We start from the raw sequence: 16,887 nt of genomic DNA, 5'->3' as shown, positions 1-16,887 counted from the left end.
TTTTATCGGAGTTTCAGTGTTGCCAGTCCAGCCAGAACCAGAATTACCGTGATAATCCAGAAACGCACGATTACCCTCGGCTCGGGCCAACCTTTCAATTCAAAATGGTGGTGCAACGGGGCCATGCGGAAAATACGCTTACCCGTCAACTTGAAGGACGCAACCTGCAGGATGACTGAAACAGTTTCCATCACAAACACGCCCCCCATAATAAACAGCACAATCTCGTGGCGAGTGATCACCGCAATGATGCCCAGTGCCGCACCCAGGGCCAGGGCACCCACATCCCCCATAAACACCTGCGCCGGATAGGTGTTAAACCATAGGAACCCTAAGCCTGCACCGCACAGAGCGGCACAAAATACGGCGAGTTCCCCTGCACCAGCAATCGCAGGAATATGTAGATAATCGGCAAATTCCGCATGTCCAGATAAATAAGCAATAATTCCCAGTGCCCCGCCTACCATCACCGTAGGCATAATTGCCAGGCCATCAAGACCATCGGTCAGATTAACCGCATTACTGGAACCCACCACTACAAAATAGGTCAGCAGAATAAAGGTGACTGGCCCAAGGTTAATAGCGACGTCTTTAAAGAAAGGCACAAAGAACTGGGTTTCGGCCGGGCTGGTCGCACTCATAAATAAATATATGGCCGCCCCTAAACCGGCAATGGACTGCCAAAAATATTTCCAGCGCGCGATGAGGCCGCGGGGGTTCTTGTGTACAACTTTTTTATAGTCATCGACAAAACCTACCGCGCCGAAGACAAAGGTCACCAGTAATGTGACCCACACATAGCGATTACCAAGATCCGACCATAGCAGCGCCGAAGCAAAGATCGAGGCGAGAATCAGGGTGCCGCCCATAGTGGGCGTGCCGGATTTACTCAAATGTGTTTCAGGGCCATCGTCGCGAATCGCCTGCCCCACTTGCAAATGGTTCAGCCAGTTGATCATGCGTGGTCCAACAATCAGGGAAATCCCCAGTGCGGTAAGGGCCGCAAGAATTGCGCGGACAGTTAAATAATTGAACACCGAAAAGGTGCTCACATGTTGTTGTAATAATTCCGCCAGCCAAAGCAGCATTACGACTCCCCTCTGCTGTTGCCAAGCAGGGCCTGAGCGACCAGTTCCATACGGGCACTACGAGAACCCTTCACCAAAACAGTGGTGTTGTTATCTAATTCATGGGTCAGAGCCGCGATCAACGGCTCCCGCTCCCGATAATTCTGCAGGGGCTCATTGCCCCCATGGCTAAATGCCAAGCTGGCAGCAGTGCCTAATGGTCCCAGGGTAAACAGCGCATCAAGCCCACGCTCTCGCGCCAGATCACCCACATCGCGATGCATATCCTCAGCATCCGGCCCCAACTCCGCCATGTCCCCAAGCACCAGGATTCGTTTCCCTGGTCGTTGTGCCAAAAGCTCAATAGCCGCACCCACAGAACCCGGATTCGCGTTGTAGCTGTCGTCGATAACTGTGGCTCCCAAAATACCGCGCTGCTCCTGCAAGCGGCCGCTGACACCTCTCAGGCTTGATAGCCCCTGAACAATTTCTTTTGCCGATATCCCCGCGGCAAAAGCACAGGCTGCCGCTACTAGAGCGTTGTGCACGTTGTGCTCTCCAAGTAGCTGAAGCTGCAACGGGTAGCTAAGCCCTTCAATCACTAGGTCAAATCCGGCACAGCCACTATTATTCAGGACAATATTTTCCGCAAAGATTTCACATTGGCTGGCAAGCCCCACCTCTAAAGTGCGCACACCTTCGGGCATTCGCCCGCGCCAATAGTCTGCGTAATTATCATCGGCATTGATAATTGCAGTTCCACCGACATCCAACCCTGTATAAATTTGACCTTTGGCTTTGGCGATGGCGTCAATAGAACCAAACCCTTCAACATGAGCGGGCATAACATTATTGACGGCACTCACTTGTGGCTTGCCGATACTACACAGATAAGTAATATCGTCAGGGCCATTCGCCCCCATCTCCAAAATCAGTACATCGTGCTCTTCGCTGAGACCGAAAAGGGTTATCGGCAGACCGTACTGGTTGTTTAGGTTGCCTGCAGTCACACAAGGTGTGTGGCGTTGGGAAAAAATCGCCGATAGCATTTCCTTAACCGTGGTCTTGCCACAGGAGCCAGTAATCGCAATTACTGGACCAGAGAATTTCTCACGACACAGCAGGCCAATTTGTCCGAGTGCTACGGTAGTATCTTTCACCCGCCACTGAGGCAGGCCGCAACCCCGAACCTCCCGATCAACAACTAAGCCAAGTGCCTGACCATCAAGCTCTCCGACAAAATCATGAGCATCGAAATTGTCACCAACCAATGCAACAAACAGTGCTTGGGGGTTTAATTTACGAGTATCTGTACACACCTCAGAAAATTCGACCGAGCCATTGATCAACTCACCACCGAAGCGTTCTTGCAGTTGCTTAAGAGATAACGACCCAATCACTGGGCTTCCCCCTTCATTCCTTCAACCTTGAGGGGCTTACCCATACGCCGAAGCAACGCAGAAGCTGCCTGCTCGCGATCGCAAAAATGAATTTTTTCGCTGCCGATAATCTGGTAATTCTCATGGCCCTTACCAGCGATCAGCACTATATCTCCCGGCTGTGCCGCAGCCACTGCCTGGCCAATAGCCTTGGCCCGATCAATTTCTACTTCAATATTACTGGCAGCACCTTCGAGGATATCGTCGATAATTTTTTGCGGCTCTTCACTGCGGGGATTGTCGCTGGTAACAATGGCCCGATCGGCCATTTCCGAAGCTATACGCCCCATTGAAGCGCGCTTGCCAGTATCACGATCACCACCACAGCCAAATACACACCACAATTTCCCACGGCAATAAGGGCGTGCAGCGGCCAACGCCGCTCGTAACGCATCTGGAGTATGGGCGTAATCGACCAACACACCCACTTCATAGACACCTTCGACTTGAACTCGCTCCATACGACCGGGTACCCCCTGAATAGAGGGAAAAACCGTGAGAATTTCCTCGAACGGCATGCCCGCCGAAGCAGCAGCAGCGATAACTGCAAGTGCGTTATAAATATTGAAGTCGCCAATCAGCGATGCATTGAGTTCACCACTCCCCCAGGGAGAGCTGAGCTGGACAGAAAAGCCTTTTTCATGACGGCGTAAATCTGTCACATGCAGGTCGCCCGCCTGCAGGCCATAGGTCAATACACGCAGCCCGCGCAATCTGCAACGCTCCGCCAGTTGTGCGCCGAAAGGGTCATCCAGATTTATAATGCCGCGCTTTAATTTTGGCAGGCCAAATAATTTCTCTTTGGCAGCCCCGTAGGCTGCCATATTGCCGTGATAATCCAGGTGGTCGCGGGAAAGATTGGTAAAAATTGCAGTATCAAAAATAAGACCATGTACTCGGCCCTGAGACAGGGCATGGGAGGAAACTTCCATCGCCGCAGCACCTACTCCGCGTCGGCAAAAATCGGCAAAATCCTCCTGTAGCCGCACAGGGTCAGGAGTTGTGAGCCCCGTCTCATGCAGCTCAATCACCCCGTGATTCCATATGCCATTACCAATGGTACCGATCAGGGCAGCGCTGCCAAAATGCCGAGCCAATAACTGGGAGGTGAGATAAGCGCAGGTAGTTTTACCATTGGTGCCGGTCACTCCCACCAAATGCATTTTTCCGCTGGGATTATCGTGGAAGCGCGCGGCTATTTCCCCCACCCGCTTAGCAAGCCCGGGTACAGTAACCACAAGGATACCCTTGTGGGTTTTACTTTCCAGTTTGTCCCCATCCGCCAACACTACGGCAGCGCCAGCTTCTATTGCGGCATCAATATATTCCCGCCCATCCACGACAGAGCCGCGCAGCGCCATAAAAGCATCGCCAGCTTTCACCTTGCGGCTATCCAGAGCAACACCACTAACAGGTACATCGGGTATGCTCGCGTATCCGGGCACCAATTCCTGCAGGGAGATAAATGATTGTTCGCGCTGAGTCACGACTTTGAACCCCTTCCGGTTAACTGCGCGGCCAGCTGCCGTTCCGCCGGCTCTTTGAGCTCTGGCGGTACTTGCAGCAGGCGCATAGCCCCAGCCATCACAGCGCCAAATACCGGCGCTGCCACTTCACCGCCGTAGTACTTCGCCTGGCTGGGATCGTCTATTACTACAACCGCGGCAAGGCGCGGCTTGTCTGCGGGAATAAATCCCGCAAATACTGAACGGTAGCGATTATCGGCATAACCACCACTACCAACCTTGTGAACAGTGCCAGTCTTGCCCGCCACTCGGTAACCCTCTACAGCGGCTTGACGGCCAGTGCCGCGGCTGCCAATTACGGTCTCCAGCATGGCGCTCACATCCTTAACGAGCGGCCCTTCGACTACCCGCTGCGCCTCAGAATCGGGCTTATCGTCAGATAGAATCAGGGAAACCGGACGTTTAAGCCCACCGTTAGCCAACACGCTGTAGGCCTGGGCCAATTGCACCCCATTCACGGTTAAACCGTAGCCGAAGGCAAAATTAGCCCGCTCGATTGGGTGCCAGCGGCTGCGGCTAGGTAGGATTCCCGGCGTCTCACCAGGAAAACCACTGCCAACCGCCTCCCCCAAACCCAGGCGGTAAAAGAGTTCTCGAAGCGTATTTGGTTCCAAATCCAGGGCAATTTTTGTAATACCCACCTGACTCGACTTGGTGATAATGCTGGTTAGATCCAACTTGCCGTAGTTGACCGGATCCACCAAAGTTTTACCGGGCACGCGGATATAACCCGGGCTTGTATCTATTTGGGTATGGGGCTTGTAGCGACCTGTCTCCAGCGCCGCCAATACCGTCAAAGGCTTTACCGTAGAGCCCGGCTCAAACTGATCAATCAGGGCGCGATTGCGCATGGCCGCCGCCCTAACTCCCTTGCGGTTATTGGGGTTAAAAGAGGGCTGGTTAGCCATGGCGAGGACATCGCCACTGTGGATATCCAAAATCACCATAAAACCGGAAGCGGCACCATTTTCTGCCACAGCACTTTTTAATTCCCGATAGGCGAGGTATTGCAGACGCATATCAATCGAGAGGCGCAACTCCTGACCGGGTTGAGCCTCTCTCTGAATAGCCAGTTCTTGCACCGTGCGACCTTTCAGGTCCTTAACCACCTGCTGCGCACCTGGCTCTCCGGACAACCAGTTATCGTAAGCAAGCTCAATGCCCTCCTGACCGCGATCGTCGATATTGGTAAAGCCCAATAGCTGCGCAACCACCTCGCCGGCGGGATAGAAGCGGCGGTATTCCTTTTTGCTGTAGACACCGGGCAAATCGAGAGACAAGACCCGCTCCGCCTGCTCTGGGGTCAGGTGGCGACGCAGATACATAAATTCCTTATTGCGGTATTTTTCCAGGCGCGCGGTCAACTTATCCGCCTTTAACCTCAGCGTCTTAGCCAGTTGCTTTACTTGTTCGGGACTGCTCTCGCGCAATAATTTGGGATTGGCCCAGAGGCTGTGCACCGGGGTGCTAACCGCTAACAGCTCTCCGTTGCGATCGACAATGGAACCCCGATAGGCGGCTATCTCCTCGGTACGGATGGTGCGCGCGCGCCCCTGATCCTGCAGGAAGCGATATCCCCGCTCTGCTGCAGGAACCACCTGTAACCGCGCTAAGTGAGACACCAGTGCCAGGGCGAGCAGGCACAACAGAACCGCTACCAGCACAAAGCGCCAGCGAGCGATTCCCGGTTGAACTTGCTTTTTCTTTACTGCGCCCATAATTTTCCAATTGGCGTTATATTGTCATCCTGAGGGCAAACCTCTTAGCGGGGCAATTTAACCGGTACCCCGACAGCGCATCGATAAACAAATTTTCTTATGCTTATTAAGTCAATTTCCGGTGTACACTGCCTAAAAGGGCCGCCTACACTCCGACCAAGCCAATCACTCCACTGGCACCAAGATCTGCTCTGAAGGGCTCGGCATGCGCATTTTTAATTCTTCCCGGGCCACTTTCTCCACACGGCTATAGGCAGACCAGGCCCCCCGCTCAAGCAGCAGGCGCTCCTGCTCATAACGCAATTCATCGCGGGTCTTTTGTGCGCGGCCTAGCTCTGCGGTCAATTCTCTGCTGCGCTGAGTCGAATACACCACTGCCAACGCCGAGGCAATTGCACCCACCCAGAGCACAGCAATGCCAAGAAACGACCGTATAGGCACAGAATCAGCACCCACCCTGCTTTTCGGCAACCCGCATCACCGCACTGCGTGAGCGCAGGTTTTCATCCACCTCGATGGTGTTAGCCTTGACCGCTTTGCCCACTGAACGCAGGGGCTTGGCGATTTGGCTATCCATTACCGGAAGTCCGCGGGGCAATTTGGGTCCGCGCTCTTTTTCGCGGATAAAACGCTTGACCATGCGATCCTCCAGCGAATGGAAGCTGATAATCACCAACCGGCCTCCCGGCGCGAGCAACTGCAGAGACTTTTCCAATGTGCTCTGCAGGTCATCCAGCTCACCATTTACATGAATGCGAATAGCCTGGAAGACTCGAGTAGCCGGGTGCTTACCCTTTTCCCAAGCTGGATTGGCTGCCTTCACTACCTCAGCCAAATCCAAAGTTCGCTCGAAGGGCTTTTCAGTGCGACGGCGAACGATGGCTGCAGCCATTCGCCGCGCGAAACGCTCCTCGCCATATTCTTTAAACACCCGGACCATCTCATCCTCGGCCTCGGTATTCACCCACTGCGCTGCGCTGATACCCCGGCTAGTATCCATACGCATATCCAGCGGCCCGTCCTGCATAAAGCTAAAGCCGCGCTCAGCCTGATCCAACTGGGGCGATGAAACCCCTAAGTCCAACAGGATTCCGTTAACACTTCCCGCCCTCTCGCCAACAGCGAGATCCATATCGGCAAAGGAGCCGTGCCAAATTGAAAAGCGCGGCTCAGCAGCAAAACGCTGCTGCGCATAGTCAATCGCCTGGGGGTCTTTATCCACAGCCAACAATTGCCCCTTGGGGCCCAGTTGTTCGAGGATCGCAGCGCTGTGTCCACCGCGCCCGAAGGTCCCATCCACATAGAAACCTTCGGTGTCAGTCACCAGAGCGTCCACGGCCTCGCGCAACAACACACTGCGATGCAATTCTTGAGACACTCGGTGTACTCCTTATAAAGAAAGAGAAGCCATTTCCTCGGGCATTCCCTCCTCGTCGTCACTATTATCGAGCCAGGACATCCATCGCTCCTCGCTCCAAAGTTCTAATTTCTTGCCCTGCCCCACGAGCATCAGCTTTTTCTCCAGCCCCGCATATTCGCGCAGAGTGGGAGGGATCAAAACGCGGCCATTGCCATCCACCTGCAGCTCACAGGCATAACCAATCAGTAATCGCTGGGCCCGGCGCGCCACCTTATTAAAGCTGGGAAGAGCCTCGACTTTAGGCAATATTTGCTGCCACTGCGGCGCCGGATAGACCAGCAGGCAACGCTCCTCTGTATGAGCTGTGATCACCAGGCTACCAGCGCACTCCTCCAGCAAGCGGTCGCGGACCTTCGCCGGTATCGCCAGACGCCCCTTGGCGTCCATATTGATTGCATGGCTGCCTAAATACACTTTGTGAGTTCACTCGCTCTGCTAGGCGATTGTCGCGGAAGGCCCCTTCATCCAGCAGGCCGATAGCGGGAAAAATTTAAACTTACGCCGCACTGTGTAAATGCCCACTTACCGGCGACGAATAAACCACAAAGTTCCACGAATTTCCACTTTTACCCACTCTCGACACTATAAAACTGGTCGACGCAAAGTCAAGGAAATCGACCGCAAAGTCCGCATAAGCCCCAGTAAAATCGGGGTCTACAGCAAAGATGGGAGTAATGACATATAAATCACTGTCACAAAGTAACAAAATGGAGTGAGTGCCCACCTACAAAATAGTCAACCATATTAAACTAGCCGCCACAGCACCAGTAAGCGCGCCACGATCAAAAATAGAGGTACATCCGTTCCATTCTCCGCCAAAGGCTATGCCAGGCTAGAGGGAACAAAATAAAAAGCCCGGCGGATGCCGGGCTTTAGAAATGTGTGAGCTGGCCTGTAAGCCGGGTTCTGTCGAGGACAACCATTCATCTGGGATGCCTGTCACCAGACACCTCAAGCGACCTACCCGCCCTCAGTGCGGGTCACACCTATAGAGGGCCTATTTGGTCTTGCTCCGAACGGGGTTTACCGTGCCGCGGACTGTTACCAGCCGCGCGGTGCGCTCTTACCGCACCCTTTCACCCTTACCTGTGCTTCCCCAGACCAAAATCGAGGGAAGCCATCGGCGGTCTACTCTCTGCTGCACTTTCCGTAGGCTCGCGCCCCCCAGGCGTTACCTGGCGTTCCACCCTATGGAGCCCGGACTTTCCTCCATCGCACAAGGCGACAGCGATTGCCCGGCCAGCTCGCGGCGAAGAGTAATGAGGCGACAGCCGGAATGCAACAGGCATTTTCCCTGAACCGCGAAAGACAGCGCCTTATTTTTGCTCCAGGCTCCAGTTATACAGAGCCTTCTTTTTAACACCGGTAATCTCCGCAGCAATAGCGGCGGCCTTTTTCGGTGGTAACTCGGCCAGCAACAGAGTCATCACTCGCTGCGCCTCTCCATCCAGCTCGTTGTCGTGGCGACGCTCAGCACCACGCACCAACAATACAATCTCTCCTCGCTGCTGATTACTGTCGGAACGCACCCAATTTACCAACTCACCCAAAGGCATCAACTGGAATGTCTCGAAGGCCTTGCTCACCTCCCGCGCTATGACCGCTTCGCGCTCAGCGCCAAAAATCTCTGCCATCGCCTGCAAGGTATCTGCGACCCGATGGGGCGCCTCATAGAAAACCAGAGTTCGACTGTCTGATGCCAACTCCTGTAATGCTCGCTCACGGGGGCCGGATTTAGCGGGTAGAAAACCCTCAAAGCTAAATCGGTCACTGGGTAAGCCGGCAGCACTCAGCGCGGCGACAAAGGCACAGGCACCCGGGATTGGCACCACGCGAATACCCTTTTCTCGCGCCTCGCGCACCAGGCGATAGCCGGGGTCGGAGATTAGTGGGGTACCGGCATCGGAGATCAGCGCCACCGTTTGCCCTTGCTCCAGGCGCTGTAGTATCTGTCCCGTACGCTTGCCATCGGAATGATCGTGATAGGCCATTAGCGGCGTATCGATATTGAAATGGGAAAAGAGTCTCTGACTGTGACGTGTGTCCTCTGCCGCAACCAAATCGGCGCATTGTAGAACTTCAATCGCTCGCGGTACCATATCGGCCAAATTACCGATGGGCGTAGCAACAATATATAGCAGCGCCTGATCCGGCCCCATAGCTGTTCACTCCAAATATAAATATTGCGGGAGAAGAATATGTTCGCCTCTTCCCGGCGTACCTCTACTGTGATCACCAGCGTGGCAGCCGCCGCCCTGACACTGGCCTTAGCTGCCTGCCAGACTCCAGCCTCACGGCCTGGGGGCTACCAGCCCTCCTATCCGGCAAACCACCAAGTCAGCCGCAGTGATGCCCTGCGGCTGCTTCGCCGCGCAGATACCCTGCAGGCACCCGCTAGGGACCAACAGCGTCTGCAAGCGGCGGCTATTCTATACGAGCTGGGCGACAAAGAGACGGCCAAAGACGCAGTAACCCTAATAATTCCCGAGCAGCTCGACGACACCCTGTTTGCCAGCTACGCCCAGGTTTACGGCCATCTACTGGTTGATAATGACGATTTCTTCGAGGCTTTAGACCTAGCAACCTCGACGCGCCTCGACAGCGTCTGGAGGCAACTACCCCACGATACCGCCCTGCCGTTGCGAAACCTGCGTGCCGACCTATGGGGACTTTTGGGAGACTTGGATAGCGCTATATCTGAGCGCCGCGAGATTTCCTACCTGGCCCAATCTGATGAAAGCATCACCGAGAACAACAACGGTTTCTGGCAGCTGTTAACCCAGCTGCCCTCCAGCGAACTTCAGCAGCGCGCTAACAGTAGCAGCGATACCCAGATGCGCGGCTGGTATCAGCTCGCCCTGCTGGGGCGCGATACCCAGGCCGATATCAGCTCTCAACTCACCGCCCTGAGCCGCTGGCGGGAGCGCTGGCCGGCACACAGTGCCAATTCCCACCCACCCGAGGCACTACAACTACTGGAACGCCTAGCTGCGCAGCGGGCAGATAATATTGCCTTATTACTGCCTATCAGTGGCTCACTGGGCAGTGCCGGCCGCGCGATTCGCGATGGTTTTATGGCCGCCCACTACACCGCTTTAAAAGCTGGTGCAGCAACGCCTCGGGTATTGGTGTACGACACCGGTACCGAGCAACCTTTCGAGGAGATTTATCAAAATGCTGTAGACGCAGGAGCGCAGTTTATTGTCGGCCCACTCGATAAAAGTAAGGTCGCTAATTTGCTGGCCACTGAAAAGCTACCCGTCCCCACACTCGCGCTGAACTATGGCGACAGGGGCCGACTTACTGGCGACCTGGTCCAATTTGGACTGGCAGTTGAGGATGAAGCTCGCCAGATTGCTCGTCACGCCTATCGCCAGGGACATCGCCAAGCGATGGTTTTGAGCACCAATAGCAGCTGGGGACGGCGTGGTGCCGAAACGTTCGTGGAGGAGTGGCAGCAACTCGGCGGCTCCGTAAGCATCAATGAAACCTTCACTAATAACAGCAAATTTTCTGACCTGGTCAGCGATGTCCTACTCATTCCCGACAGTAAGGCACGCAAGAAGGTACTCCAGGGACGCCTATCGGCGCCACTGGAGTTCACCCCGCGCCGGCGCGGTGATGTCGATATGATCTTTGTTACCGCCCTGCCGCAGCAGGCGCGACAGCTCAACCCCATGTTGACCTACTTCTATGCTGGAGACCTGCCAGTTTATGCGACCTCACATGTTTTTGCCGGCCAGGCCAACCCAAATCGCGATCGCGATATCAATGGCGTGCGCTTTACCGCACTGCCCTGGCTGTTTGAAGACAGTGAAACCAAACGGGATATCGAAGAGCAGGTAGCCCCGCAGGCAGCATTCGCTCGCCTTTACGCTCTGGGCGCAGATGCTTTCCGCCTCTACCCGCGTCTGCCAATGTTGCGCCAGTTCCCAGAGCAAAAAGTACACGGCCTCACCGGCGCACTGAGCCTAAGCACCGACGGGCGCATAGTGCGCGAGCAGATGTGGGCTCAAATTGAAAAAGGAGTGCCGGTACCGATTACAACCATAGAACCCCCGATGCCAGCGCGACAGCCCAGCCTGCAAGCGGATAATAGTGAAACTTTTTAAAGGCTCCGCAGGCAGTATCGGCGCCCACATGGAGGACGCCGCGGCACGCTATTTACAGCGTGCCGGACTCACCCTGATCGAACGAAATTACCGAAGTCGCCACGGAGAGATAGACCTTATCGCCCGTGAAAGCGATACTGTAGTGTTTGTGGAGGTGCGCTTCCGCCGCAACAACCGTTTCGGCGGGGCCGGAGCCAGTGTAGATATTCGCAAGCAACAGAAACTGCTCGCCACTGCCCACGGCTATTTGCAACAACACAAACTGGACTGTCCCTGCCGCTTCGATGTCCTTGCTATAGAGGGCGATGCGCAAAACATTCAGTGGATTAAAAACGCCTTCGAAACTTGAGGCAAAACCGAGATTTACCTTGCCAAGTATGGCGAACCCCAGTTCGCCAGTATTAAGGACACAATGGAACAGCGAGTCGTAACCCTTTTTCACCACAGCCTGGAAGCCACCATGAACGCCGGTGAGATACTGGCGCCCCTGATTGCGGAAGCCAGTGAGATGGTGGTGCACACACTGCTAGCAGAGAGCAAGGTGCTGCTCTGCGGCAATGGGGTCAGCGGCGCCCTGGCACAGAGTTTTTGCTCTCAACTTACCGGGGGGTTCCAGCGCGAGCGCCCAGGCCTGCCCGCCATGGCCCTTAACAGTGACGGCGTCTCCATGGGCACCGTTGCGCAAAATCACGGCAGCGCCGATACCTTTGCGCACCCAGTGCGCGCACTGGGACAACCCGGCGACCTTTTGGTAATTATCAGCAGTGATGGTCGCGACTCAAATCTCGTTCAAGCCATGCGCGCTGCACGGGATCGCGATATGGGCATACTGGCGCTGACCGGTGGCGACGGTGGCGATTGTGCAGCCCTGCTAGACACACACGATATTGAACTGCGAGTGCCTTCTGATGTCGCAGCAGAGGTACACCAGGTGCACCTTCTGACTATTTTTTGCCTGTGTGATCTAATCGACAGCAGCCTTTTTGGTGGCTACGAGGACTGAACCATGAAAAAAAACCAACTTTCCTTGGGAAAACGCCTTCTCTCTGCCCTTGCCGCAACCGCATTACTCGGTGGCTGCAGCACCGTTATGGAGGCCACCCACGATGGCCCCATTCAACAAGATCCCGGCAAGCGTTCACTGGGCACCTATATCGATGACGAGAGAATCGAAACGATAGTGACGGTCAATATCAACAAGGCACATCCGGATCTGAAGACCTCAAATATCGATGTGACCTCCTTTAACGGAGTCGTGCTACTCACTGGACAGGTGCCCGATCAGGAACTGCGCCTACTCGCCGGGCGCACTGCCAGCCAAGTACAAAATGTTCGCCAGGTTTACAATGAAACTCAGGTTCGCGGTAAAGTTACTTTTCTAGCCTCTACCAGTGATACCTGGCTGACCACCAAAGTAAAAACCAACTTACTCGCTCACAAAGAAATTGATGGTGCGCGCATTAAAGTCGTGACGGAAAACGGAGTCGTTTACCTGATGGGACTGCTCACCCCAGCCGAGGCCGAGCGCGCTGCTGACCTCACCCGCTCGATTGGCGGGGTTCAGAAAGTGGTGAAAGCGGTGGAATATATCAACTAACAACACATCCACTGCACGCTACTGCAGCTAGGCCTTAATAAGAGCCTGGTGATATCGGTCAAAAAGAACAAGCGCAAAAAAACGGAGGCAAAAGCCTCCGTTTTTTATTTCTAACTATCGCGCGGGACCTATACCCGCTCAATCGCTACTGCTGTGGCCTCACCGCCACCGATGCAGAGGCTCGCCACCCCTTTTTTCACATCGCGCTTTTCCATCGCCGCCAGCAGGGTGGTCAGGATGCGGGCACCGCTCGCGCCCAAAGGATGCCCCAATGCGCAGGCGCCGCCATTCACATTGACCTTCTCCCAGGGCAGATCCAGCTCGCGCATGGCCGACATGGTCACCACAGCAAAGGCCTCATTGATTTCAAACAGGTCTACATCGCTGACGGACCAACCAGAGTTTTCCAGCAGCTTGTGCATGGCGCCCACCGGAGCGATGGTGAACCACTCGGGTTCGCGGGCAAACTGAGCCTGTGCCTTGATCACTGCCAACACTTTGAGACCGCGCTTCTCCGCTTCACTCTTGCGCATCAGCACCAGAGCGGCGGCGCCGTCAGAAATAGAGCTGGAGTTGGCCGCGGTGACAGTACCATCCTTGCGGAAGGCCGGCTTCAGCTGGGGAATCTTATCTGGGCGGGCATTGCCGGGAGCCTCATCCGTATCAACCTTTACCTCGCCCTTACGAGAAGCGATGGTCACTGGGGCGATCTCACGAGCGAAACTGCCACTCTCGATGGCTGCCTGGGCCCGAGCCAGGGATTCCAGTGCGAAAGCATCCTGCTCCTCACGGGTAAAGCCGTATTTTTCGGCCGTACTCTCGGCAAAGGTGCCCATCAACTTGCCATCTGCCGCGTTTTCCAGGCCGTCAAGAAACATTGAATCCTTGACCTCGCCGTGTCCCAAGCGCATGCCGGAGCGAGCTTTGGCCAGCAGGTACGGGGCATTACTCATGCTCTCCATACCGCCGGCAACGATAACTTTGCCTTCACCCAAGAGTAGTGCGTCGCGGGCCATCATCACGGTCTTCATACCGGAGCCGCAGACCTTATTAACTGTGGTAGTGGGCGTGCCTTCGGGAATACCCGCAGCCAGGGAAGCCTGGCGGGCAGGCGCCTGCCCAACACCAGCCGGAAGCACACAGCCCATCAGTACTTCATCGACATCGGCAGGAGACACGCCGGCGTCTTCCAGCGCCGCGCGAATGGCCGCGGCGCCCAGCTGCGGCGCGCTCAACGCCGACAGGCTCCCCTGCATAGCACCCATTGGGGTGCGTGCCATTCCAACGATCACTACTGGATCTGAGGTTACATCGCTCATTCTGTCTGCTCCCAGTTCAGCGCCGCCATCCCTGTCGTGGCGGCAATTGTTTTTAATGTCGCGGCATTATAGCCGAAGCCATACCCCGTTCCGCCAGAACCCCGGGGCAATACGTCTCGATCGCCACAGGGGCATGTTACTATCGACGCCAATCACAAGAAAAAGTGGCGAGGGGATTATGGAGATTTCAAGCATCGTCGTTCTGGTTGTTTTGGCCGCACTGTTGTTCTACGGGATCGGCATCTTCAACCGGCTGGTATCCCTAAAAAATCGCAACGAGAATGCCTTCGCTCAGATTGAGGTGCAGCTTAAGCGCCGCCACGATCTGATCCCCAACCTGGTGGAAACCGCCAGGGGCTACTTACAGCATGAGAGGGATACCCTTGAAGCGGTGGTCAGTGCACGCAACACCGCCATTAGCGACCTGAAAGCCGCGGCAGCCAGCCCTTCCAACGCCAGTGCGATCGACAACCTCGGCCGTGCTGAAAGTGCCCTGAACAGCGCTCTGGGCCGCTTCAATGCTGTTATGGAGGCCTATCCAGATCTCAAGGCCAACCAGAATATGATGCAGCTCAACGAGGAGCTGAGTAGCACCGAAAATAAGGTTGCCTTTGCCCGCCAAGCCTTTAACGACGCAGTCACCAATTACAACATTTACAAACAGAGCTTTCCCCCCGTTCTACTGGCGGGATTCTTTGGCCACCGCGCCGACGGCCGCTTACTGGAGTTTGCCGACTGCGAAGCCATCCAGGTAGCACCACGAATCGAGTTTTAAGCGATGAACTTCTTCGAGCACCAGGATAAGGCCAGGCGCAACAGCGGCTTGTTAGTCGGACTCTTTACTTTGGCGTTAATTCTGCTGGTTGGATTGACCACCCTGGTGGCTGCCGCTGCGGTTTCGTATTCCCGCGGCCAGGCTTTTTCCCCACTGGCGATCGAGCAGCTGCTCGGCTGGCAGACAGTGGGCTACATAGCACTTACGATTGTGGCTATCGTGGCCCTGGGCAGCCTGTACAAACTGCAGCAGCTGGCCGCCGGCGGTAAAGTGGTAGCTGAGTCGCTGGGCGGGCGCAAACTCAATATCGCCCCTCAGGGCCCTGCCGAACAGCGCGCCCTGAATGTGGTAGAGGAGATGGCCATCGCCTCCGGTACCCCGGTGCCAGATGTGTACCTGATTGAAGATCAAGCCATCAATGCATTCGCCGCCGGCTACAAGCCTTGCGATGCGGTGATCGGTCTTACACGCGGCTGCATTGAAAATCTCAACCGAGACGAGCTGCAGGGCGTGGTGGCGCATGAGTTCAGCCATATCCTCAATGGCGACACACGTCTGAATATCCGTATCGTCGGCCTACTGAACGGCATATTGATTATCGGCCTGCTGGGTCACTGGCTGGTGCGCGGCGTCTACCCCAACAGTAGAGATAACCGCGGTCGTATACCCCTGTTTGCTTTGGGCCTAGCTCTGATGGTGTTGGGCTATGCAGGCACATTACTCGGCAACCTAATCAAATCCGCTGTGAGTCGGCAACGGGAATATCTTGCTGACGCCTCTGCGGTCCAGTTCACCCGCAACAACGCAGGTATTGCCAACGCCCTCAAGAAAATTGGCGGCTACAGCACTGGCTCAAACCTCAGCAGTGGCAGAGCGGCTGAGTTCAGTCATATGTTTTTTAGCAGCGGCCTAAAGCGCTCTTTTTTCAACCTGTTCGCCAGCCACCCTCCCCTGAGCAAACGCATAGCGCGGCTAGAACCTAGCTGGAATGGCCTCTACCTCAATGAGCGAAGCTCCACTGCACAAACACAAACTAAAGAAACAAATTCCGGATCAACTATCCATTTCGTCGACTCAGCCCCCTTCCAGGTCGCCCTGGAAGCGGTGGACAACAGTATTGCCTGCCCCAGTGCACAACAAGTGCAATACGGCCGTCAGCTACTGGAATCTATCCCCTCCGCTATCCTGCAGGCTGCTCACGACCCCTTCATCGCTCGTGCTCTGATTTATCATCTGCTGCTGCACAGCGGGGAGAGCGAGCGCGAGACCCAGATGGTGCTATTGAAGAAAATCGCCCATCCCGCGGTAGTAAGAGAAATGCACAAGTTAGCTCCACAACTAAAAGCCCTGCCCGACAATGCGCGCCTACCGCTTTTAGATCTCTGCGTACCCGCACTCAAAGTACTGGTTCCACAGCAATACCAGGTATTCAAGAGAAACCTGATTAAACTATTGCGCAGCGATGGGAAGATTGAGATCTGGGAGTGGGCCCTGTATCGAGTATTGATGCACGCCATGGAAGAGAGTCCCGATCGGCAACGCCTTTCCAACAAGAAAGGCGCTGGTAACGATGCCTCTCGCTTCCTGATCGCAGCCATTGCCCATGCGGGTAATAGCGAGTACTTACCGGCAAAACGCGCCTACGAGCAGGGGCTAAAGTTTTTACAGCTAGAGGTCACCCCGCTGCCAAGCCGCAAAGATATCGATCTGCAGCACCTGGACAAAGCGATCGCTATAGCCAGTCAAATGAAGCCTTTAGAAAAGCCCTTACTGCTAAAAGCGCTGGTTTACACTCTAAACCACAATGGCATTATCAAGGCGGAAGAGATTGAGTTGCTCAGAGCGATAGCGGACAGCCTGGATTGCCCTATGCCGCCCCTAGTATTAAAAGAAAACTAGCCTGGCAAATTATTT

At 55.1% G+C, this 16,887-nt stretch carries 15 protein-coding genes and 1 other RNA gene; 6 read left to right on the top strand and 10 right to left on the bottom strand.

Going from position 1 to position 16,887, the window contains the following annotated elements; all coding sequences use genetic code 11:
* Positions 1 to 2 precede the first annotated feature (2 nt).
* From mraY to rsmI, 9 genes are all read right to left on the bottom strand, one after another.
* A complete protein-coding gene (gene mraY / locus ACJJIT_RS04235; RefSeq protein WP_252082965.1) occupies positions 3 to 1,088 on the bottom strand; it encodes a phospho-N-acetylmuramoyl-pentapeptide-transferase in 1,086 nt (361 codons plus the stop codon).
* Complete coding sequence (locus tag ACJJIT_RS04230) at positions 1,088 to 2,467, bottom strand: UDP-N-acetylmuramoyl-tripeptide--D-alanyl-D-alanine ligase (RefSeq protein WP_444900070.1); 1,380 nt, start codon at positions 2,465 to 2,467, stop codon at positions 1,088 to 1,090. Before ACJJIT_RS04230 ends, mraY begins: the two co-directional genes overlap by 1 nt.
* Complete coding sequence (locus ACJJIT_RS04225) at positions 2,464 to 3,993, bottom strand: UDP-N-acetylmuramoyl-L-alanyl-D-glutamate--2,6-diaminopimelate ligase (RefSeq protein ID WP_444900069.1); 1,530 nt, start codon at positions 3,991 to 3,993, stop codon at positions 2,464 to 2,466. The genes ACJJIT_RS04230 and ACJJIT_RS04225 overlap by 4 nt, the downstream gene beginning before the upstream one ends.
* Entirely contained in the window at positions 3,990 to 5,750 is a 1,761-nt protein-coding gene (locus ACJJIT_RS04220) for a peptidoglycan D,D-transpeptidase FtsI family protein (protein WP_444900068.1), read from the bottom strand. The genes ACJJIT_RS04225 and ACJJIT_RS04220 overlap by 4 nt, the downstream gene beginning before the upstream one ends.
* Before the next feature lie 165 nt (positions 5,751 to 5,915).
* A complete protein-coding gene (gene ftsL / locus ACJJIT_RS04215; RefSeq protein WP_252082969.1) occupies positions 5,916 to 6,191 on the bottom strand; it encodes a cell division protein FtsL in 276 nt (91 codons plus the stop codon).
* Positions 6,192 to 6,195: 4 nt separating this feature from the next.
* Positions 6,196 to 7,128, bottom strand: a complete 933-nt coding sequence (rsmH, locus tag ACJJIT_RS04210; protein WP_444900067.1) for a 16S rRNA (cytosine(1402)-N(4))-methyltransferase RsmH — start codon at positions 7,126 to 7,128, stop codon at positions 6,196 to 6,198.
* Between the two features lie 12 nt (positions 7,129 to 7,140).
* Positions 7,141 to 7,584 carry a division/cell wall cluster transcriptional repressor MraZ gene (gene mraZ / locus ACJJIT_RS04205; protein WP_252082971.1) on the bottom strand — a complete coding sequence of 148 codons (444 nt, stop codon included), beginning with the start codon at positions 7,582 to 7,584 and terminating at the stop codon, positions 7,141 to 7,143.
* 465 nt (positions 7,585 to 8,049) lie between these two features.
* Positions 8,050 to 8,417: RNase P RNA component class A (gene rnpB / locus ACJJIT_RS04200), an RNA gene on the bottom strand.
* Positions 8,418 to 8,486: 69 nt separating this feature from the next.
* Positions 8,487 to 9,329 (bottom strand): 16S rRNA (cytidine(1402)-2'-O)-methyltransferase, encoded by an 843-nt coding sequence (gene rsmI / locus ACJJIT_RS04195; RefSeq protein WP_444900066.1) that lies wholly within the window; start codon positions 9,327 to 9,329, stop codon positions 8,487 to 8,489.
* Between the two features lie 39 nt (positions 9,330 to 9,368).
* Here rsmI and ACJJIT_RS04190 point away from each other — a divergent pair, with 39 nt between their 5' ends.
* From ACJJIT_RS04190 to ACJJIT_RS04175, 4 genes are all read left to right on the top strand, one after another.
* Positions 9,369 to 11,282 (top strand): penicillin-binding protein activator, encoded by a 1,914-nt coding sequence (locus tag ACJJIT_RS04190; RefSeq protein ID WP_444900065.1) that lies wholly within the window; start codon positions 9,369 to 9,371, stop codon positions 11,280 to 11,282.
* Entirely contained in the window at positions 11,269 to 11,631 is a 363-nt protein-coding gene (locus ACJJIT_RS04185) for a YraN family protein (protein WP_444900064.1), read from the top strand. The genes ACJJIT_RS04190 and ACJJIT_RS04185 overlap by 14 nt, the downstream gene beginning before the upstream one ends.
* Before the next feature lie 63 nt (positions 11,632 to 11,694).
* Positions 11,695 to 12,285: an SIS domain-containing protein gene (locus tag ACJJIT_RS04180; RefSeq protein WP_226645585.1), complete on the top strand. Its 591-nt coding sequence runs from the start codon at positions 11,695 to 11,697 to the stop codon at positions 12,283 to 12,285.
* Positions 12,286 to 12,288: 3 nt separating this feature from the next.
* Complete coding sequence (locus ACJJIT_RS04175; protein ID WP_252082975.1) at positions 12,289 to 12,879, top strand: BON domain-containing protein; 591 nt, start codon at positions 12,289 to 12,291, stop codon at positions 12,877 to 12,879.
* 128 nt (positions 12,880 to 13,007) lie between these two features.
* On the opposite strand, the gene ACJJIT_RS04170 is transcribed toward ACJJIT_RS04175, so the two are convergent.
* Positions 13,008 to 14,198 (bottom strand): thiolase family protein, encoded by a 1,191-nt coding sequence (locus tag ACJJIT_RS04170; protein ID WP_444886954.1) that lies wholly within the window; start codon positions 14,196 to 14,198, stop codon positions 13,008 to 13,010.
* Between the two features lie 178 nt (positions 14,199 to 14,376).
* On the opposite strand from ACJJIT_RS04170, the gene ACJJIT_RS04165 reads away from it, so the two are divergent.
* Positions 14,377 to 14,973, top strand: a complete 597-nt coding sequence (locus ACJJIT_RS04165; RefSeq protein WP_444900063.1) for a LemA family protein — start codon at positions 14,377 to 14,379, stop codon at positions 14,971 to 14,973.
* Between the two features lie 3 nt (positions 14,974 to 14,976).
* Entirely contained in the window at positions 14,977 to 16,872 is a 1,896-nt protein-coding gene (locus tag ACJJIT_RS04160; protein WP_444900062.1) for a M48 family metallopeptidase, read from the top strand.
* Positions 16,873 to 16,887 lie beyond the last annotated feature (15 nt).

Source organism: Microbulbifer mixtoriginis (SeqCode) (genome assembly GCF_052467515.1).
The sequence above is the reverse complement of the archived record's forward strand: the minus strand, read 5'-3'. Positions and strand labels throughout refer to the sequence as shown.